Annotated in this window: 10 protein-coding genes; 6 read left to right on the top strand and 4 right to left on the bottom strand. The window is 70.3% G+C overall.

Going from position 1 to position 4388, the window contains the following annotated elements; all coding sequences use genetic code 11:
• Positions 1–185 precede the first annotated feature (185 nt).
• The 6 genes from A5694_RS04110 to A5694_RS23905 all read left to right on the top strand — a co-directional run bounded on the left by A5694_RS04110 (position 186) and on the right by A5694_RS23905 (position 3036).
• Positions 186–737, top strand: coding sequence for a hypothetical protein (locus A5694_RS04110; RefSeq protein ID WP_064920579.1), 552 nt, complete (start codon positions 186–188; stop codon positions 735–737).
• A 417-nt stretch (positions 738–1154) separates the two neighbouring features.
• Positions 1155–1322, top strand: a complete 168-nt coding sequence (locus tag A5694_RS23910) for a hypothetical protein (RefSeq protein WP_165605185.1) — start codon at positions 1155–1157, stop codon at positions 1320–1322.
• 425 nt (positions 1323–1747) lie between these two features.
• Positions 1748–2089 (top strand): hypothetical protein, encoded by a 342-nt coding sequence (locus tag A5694_RS04105; RefSeq protein WP_064920578.1) that lies wholly within the window; start codon positions 1748–1750, stop codon positions 2087–2089.
• Positions 2073–2468, top strand: a complete 396-nt coding sequence (locus A5694_RS04100; RefSeq protein ID WP_064920577.1) for a hypothetical protein — start codon at positions 2073–2075, stop codon at positions 2466–2468. Before A5694_RS04105 ends, A5694_RS04100 begins: the two co-directional genes overlap by 17 nt.
• Positions 2469–2470: 2 nt before the next feature.
• Positions 2471–2872: a hypothetical protein gene (locus A5694_RS23095; protein WP_064920576.1), complete on the top strand. Its 402-nt coding sequence runs from the start codon at positions 2471–2473 to the stop codon at positions 2870–2872.
• On the top strand, positions 2869–3036 hold the full coding sequence (locus tag A5694_RS23905; RefSeq protein WP_165605184.1) for a hypothetical protein: 168 nt from the start codon (positions 2869–2871) through the stop codon (positions 3034–3036). Before A5694_RS23095 ends, A5694_RS23905 begins: the two co-directional genes overlap by 4 nt.
• Here the strand turns inward: A5694_RS23905 and A5694_RS04090 are convergent.
• From A5694_RS04090 to A5694_RS04075, 4 genes are read right to left on the bottom strand one after another with little or no spacing between them, the layout of a single operon-like run.
• Positions 3033–3278 (bottom strand): hypothetical protein, encoded by a 246-nt coding sequence (locus A5694_RS04090; RefSeq protein ID WP_131809500.1) that lies wholly within the window; start codon positions 3276–3278, stop codon positions 3033–3035. The two genes, A5694_RS23905 and A5694_RS04090, sit on opposite strands and share 4 nt — an antisense overlap.
• Positions 3275–3808: a hypothetical protein gene (locus A5694_RS04085; protein WP_064920574.1), complete on the bottom strand. Its 534-nt coding sequence runs from the start codon at positions 3806–3808 to the stop codon at positions 3275–3277. Before A5694_RS04085 ends, A5694_RS04090 begins: the two co-directional genes overlap by 4 nt.
• The gene (locus tag A5694_RS04080) at positions 3805–4056 is read right to left on the bottom strand and encodes a hypothetical protein (RefSeq protein WP_064920573.1); all 252 of its coding nucleotides are present in this window, start codon (positions 4054–4056) and stop codon (positions 3805–3807) included. Before A5694_RS04080 ends, A5694_RS04085 begins: the two co-directional genes overlap by 4 nt.
• On the bottom strand, positions 4053–4271 hold the full coding sequence (locus tag A5694_RS04075; protein ID WP_064920572.1) for a hypothetical protein: 219 nt from the start codon (positions 4269–4271) through the stop codon (positions 4053–4055). The genes A5694_RS04080 and A5694_RS04075 overlap by 4 nt, the downstream gene beginning before the upstream one ends.
• Positions 4272–4388: the final 117 nt, after the last annotated feature.

Genomic DNA, 4388 nt, shown 5'->3' with positions numbered 1-4388 from the left:
CGCAGGCCCTCACCGTCACCACGCCCATCGCTGACATGCTGGCCGCCGCAGCACCGCGCTGGCCGCCCATCTGGCAACCCATCCGACCGCGGCCCAGCAATGGACGCCATCGCCAACACCGGCCTACCCGTCAGCTATGACGGAACCGGCGCATCGCTCTAACCCCTGAAAGGTGAACTAACACAATGACATTCCAAACTGACGCCGCAGCCGAACCGAAGGCACGCAGAGCAGTAACCGACCTGCAACGGTTCGGCGTGACCATCCCGACCTCCGTGCGAGCCGCACTCACCCGGCTCGATGAGCTGGCCGCCGCAGCACCAAAAGCCCCATCGCACCGCGAACTGGTCGACGCCCTCCTGGCCGGCGACGAAGCCACCGCCGGTGCCCTCGCCGTCGAACACGCCACCTACGACGTACGCCGCGCCGCCCACAGTGAAGCCGTCATGCGGGCCGCCCGCACCGTCAGCGACACCATTCGGGAACACCGGGCACCGATCGCCAAGCAACTCGGCAAACTCGCGCAGGGCTACGCCGACAAGATCGCCGCCGCCAGCCGCATCACCGGCACCCTGGAAGCGTTGATCCGCGCCGGCCGCATCGCCGACGCTGAACTGGTCACCGCCGCCGAACCCAACACGCAAGCACTCAACGCCCTGAACGCTTGGGCCGACCGGAACCTGGGCCGCCACCTCGACGTGACGGTGCCCGACCCGGACGCAGCACCGGCGGTATGAGACCGGGCGGCGCCGCGCAGCCCACCCACCTGGCCGGGGTTACTCCATTCCCCCTCCGCTGGTGGGCGGCGCCGGCGCCGCCCACCACCGGCCCCGGGCAGTCGCAGCCCCACCCACGGGAACGTCCCCGTTGCTGGCGCTCCTGCCCGGGGTCCGGCCACCAGCACCGCCCCCGGGTGTGTGTCAATCGGATTGCAGCCGTGCACACCCGGGGGCGGTTCACCCCAGAGAGGACGGACCCCATGACCGGGACCCCCACCACCACCGCCGCCCCCACCGGCCCGGCCTGCGCCAGATGCGGCGCAACAGGCGAACGACTCGCCGAACTGCGCAGCGCAGCACCCATGTGCATCAGCTGCCGCCAACACGTCAGCGCAGTACGCGCACGACAGCAGTACGGCAACGGCAGCAGCGGCGGTGACCGACTCGGCAAGCAACTCCGCAACCTGCGCCGACCACGAGGGAAACGACGATGACCACCACACCACCAACAGGCTGGCGCTGGTGCACACGCTGCGGCGACTGCATACGCACCAGCAGCGCCGACCGTGCTGGCAGGTGTCCAGCCTGCACACGGTCACGTGACCACATGGAACACGCAATCGCCACGATGAACCGCACACGATGAACAGCGGCGACACGCGACCACGAAGCGCGAACAGCGGCCAGCAACACGACGAACGCAGCACGACGAACGCAGCACCAGCAGCCCGACGAATGCAGACCGCACGACAGCGGCAGAGCAACGCGCTGCACCGCGGCAGCAACCGGCTGAACGCATGGGCAGCAGCACGACGGGCCGCGGTCCCAAGAGCAGGCTGTGAAGACGTTAGGAACCCCCTGGGGAAGGCACCCCGCCGCCCCCGGCGGCCCCGAGGCCGGCATATCGAGTGCCTCAGCGTCGATGCTGGGCGTTTTCTGGCGCCGCCACCAAAAATCACGAGAAAGGGCCGAATATGGCTATTTTGCGACGTTCCCGCTGCGCTGATCGGGTCGAAATCAGGGCCGCGATGGCGGCGAAATACGCGGCCGTGGAGGCGGTGAAAGCCGTTCTGCTGGACCTGGGGCCGGGTGCATCGGCGATGTGGGCGGCCGCTGTGGAACGCCACGCCGTCGAACTGCCACCCGACGACTACTGGCCGACCGATCCCGACGAGCTGCAAGCACTGGTGCAGGCGTCAGCGGGGCCGCGACTGATCGCATGGCTCGAAGGTGATGACGACGGGACGGGGCCGCTCCCACCGACGTGCTCGAACGGGCACCCGCTGCGGCTGTCCACCGCGGCGAAGCGGTACCTGACGCTGACGTATGCGCCTGACCCGGAAGCGGGACCGGATGAGTACGGGCGCTGATCGGCCGGCGTCGGCCGGTGAGCAGCTCCGCGCCGACCTCACCGACGCGCTGGCCCGCGAGTCGGCGACGACCGGCGTGGACCTGGTGTTCGATGAGCGTGAACAGCGGGCGGTGGATGCGGCGTGCCGGTGCGCGGACCACATCGAACTCTTGGAGCGGGTGATCGCCGGCGAGTCGGCGGCTGAGCAGCCGAACACGTCGGCGTTGTCGAAGGCGATCGCCGAGGTACGGCAGCTCGACAGGTCGATCATGGAGCACCTTGCCCGGCTCGACATGGGCAGCCAGTGGGCGGCCGGTGCGGCGAAGAATCCGCACACGCAGGCGATGGCCCGGGCGCGCTGGGGCGCTACGCCGCGGCCGGCGAGGCGGGTGAAATAGCGATGCCGATGCCGAACCCGAATCCGCGGCCGGCCCCGGTGGCCGGTGCTGTGGTTGGCCCGGCCCACACCGCCGGCGTGTACCAGTATTTGCTCGACGCCGAGGAGGCCGACTATCGGCAGTGGTTGGAGTCGGTGCACGGCAGCGCTCGGGGTGCACAGTATCCGCGGGCCAGACGGTTGGGGGCGTTGCGAGCTGGGCAGCCGATCATGGTGGCGGTGGCTGAGTTGCCGCCGGCGTTGCGGCCAGTGTGGGCGCCGACACCGCCGGGCTGGTTTGAGCCTGGGCGTTGGGTCGATCGGCAGCATCTGGCCGCCGAGGTTCACGCCGACGACCGGGTGGTGCAGATGCGGGCCGACGAAAGCACCGCGGTCGGTGCCCTAGACGAATACCGGGACCTGTGAACGCCGGCGACGATTCCACCGCCGAGTTGGCGGCGGTGCTGGGCGCCGAGCTGGCCCGCCGGCTACTGGCCCTCGAGGCCCGGGTGGCTGATTTGGAGCGGGAACGCCGGCGGCCGCCGATCCTGTCATCGGCGGCCGCTGGACTGTTGAACGTTCCCGACTAGAGCAGACCGGCCGTAGCCTTGGCCTGGTCCTCGGCGACCCTGGTGGCCCGGATCGCCGCGGCGATCTGCTGCCATTCCTCGGCGGTCGGGGCCGGTTTCGGGTAGACGTTGCACCACTCGGTGAGCACGTCGAACAGTTCGGCCCACTGGCTGCGGAGCCGGGTGGCCGGGGTGGCGACGTACCGGCCGCATTCGTCGCGGGCGGCGTGCAGCAGCGGCAGCGGTGGCGGGTTCCCGGTCATGATGCTGCCCCGCCGCACATGGCCCGGACCAGCTCGACGTACACGAGGTAGCCGAGGCCCTGCTGCACTGACACCCGCGGGTCGGTGGGCACGATGGTGCCGGCGCAGTCGAGACCGAGCACGGGTGCCGCCGGCTGGTCTGGCCCGCAGATGCCGTTGCCGTCGACGTGGCAGTCCCATGTTGGGCAGGTGTCGAAGCACATCGGCGGGTCGGCGGCCGCGGTTGGGCCGCCGCAGGCGCCGAGGGTGGCGCCGGCGATCAGGCCGGTCCAGATGGCTGTTGTCCAGCGGTGCCGCCGGCGGTGGTGGACAGGTTGGCCGTGGATGATGCGCAGCGCGTGTTCGCGTTCCCGTTGGCCGATGACGCCGAGCACGAGGCCGGCGTCGGGGTGGCCGGCGCGGTGTAGTCGGGCTGCGGCTTCGGCGACGGCGCGGGATGCGGCGGTGTCGGCGCGGTGTGCTGCGGTGGCCCGGTGCCAGACGGCGAGCGCAGTCAGCACGGCAACGACGGCGATGGTGGTGGCGGTCATCGGGCACCGCCACGGTTGGACGGGTGGCGGGCCATGCTGGCTGCCAGCTCGGCGCTGTCGTCGTCGCCGCTGCCGCCGGTGCGGAGGTAGTGGACGGCGGCGAGGTTGCGGGCGCTGTGTTCGATCAGTGTGGGCGGCCCAGACCAGCCGCATGTTCTGCACATGGCCTGCCAGCCGCGGCCGCTGGCGGTGAGGGTTACAACGGTGACGTTGTGCTCGGTGGCGCCGTGGTCGGCGGCCGCGGTCACTTCGCGCTCCCGGCGGTCAGCGCGGCGGTCAGATGGGCGGTCAGATGGGCGGCCAGCGCGGTGTTGACGCCGGCCAGCATGTCAGCGATGGGCGTGGTGACGGTGAGGGCCTGCGCGGCGATCAGTTCGGCGCGGGCCACGATCAGCGCGTCGAGGGCAGCCTCGACGTGCTGGGCGGCCTCAATGGTCGCGGTGGTGGTTGGGTTGGGTTGCATGATGCTCCTTGCGCTTTAGCGTTCTTAGCGCGTCCCGTTGCACCACCTACTCAAAACCTTCTGGACCGGCCCCACAGGCTGGCACGACACCCAACACCCCGACGGCACAATAAACTG

The organism is Mycolicibacter sinensis, from assembly GCF_001667945.1.
Lineage (GTDB): Bacteria > Actinomycetota > Actinomycetes > Mycobacteriales > Mycobacteriaceae > Mycobacterium > Mycobacterium sinense_B.
The sequence above is the reverse complement of the archived record's forward strand: the minus strand, read 5'-3'. Positions and strand labels throughout refer to the sequence as shown.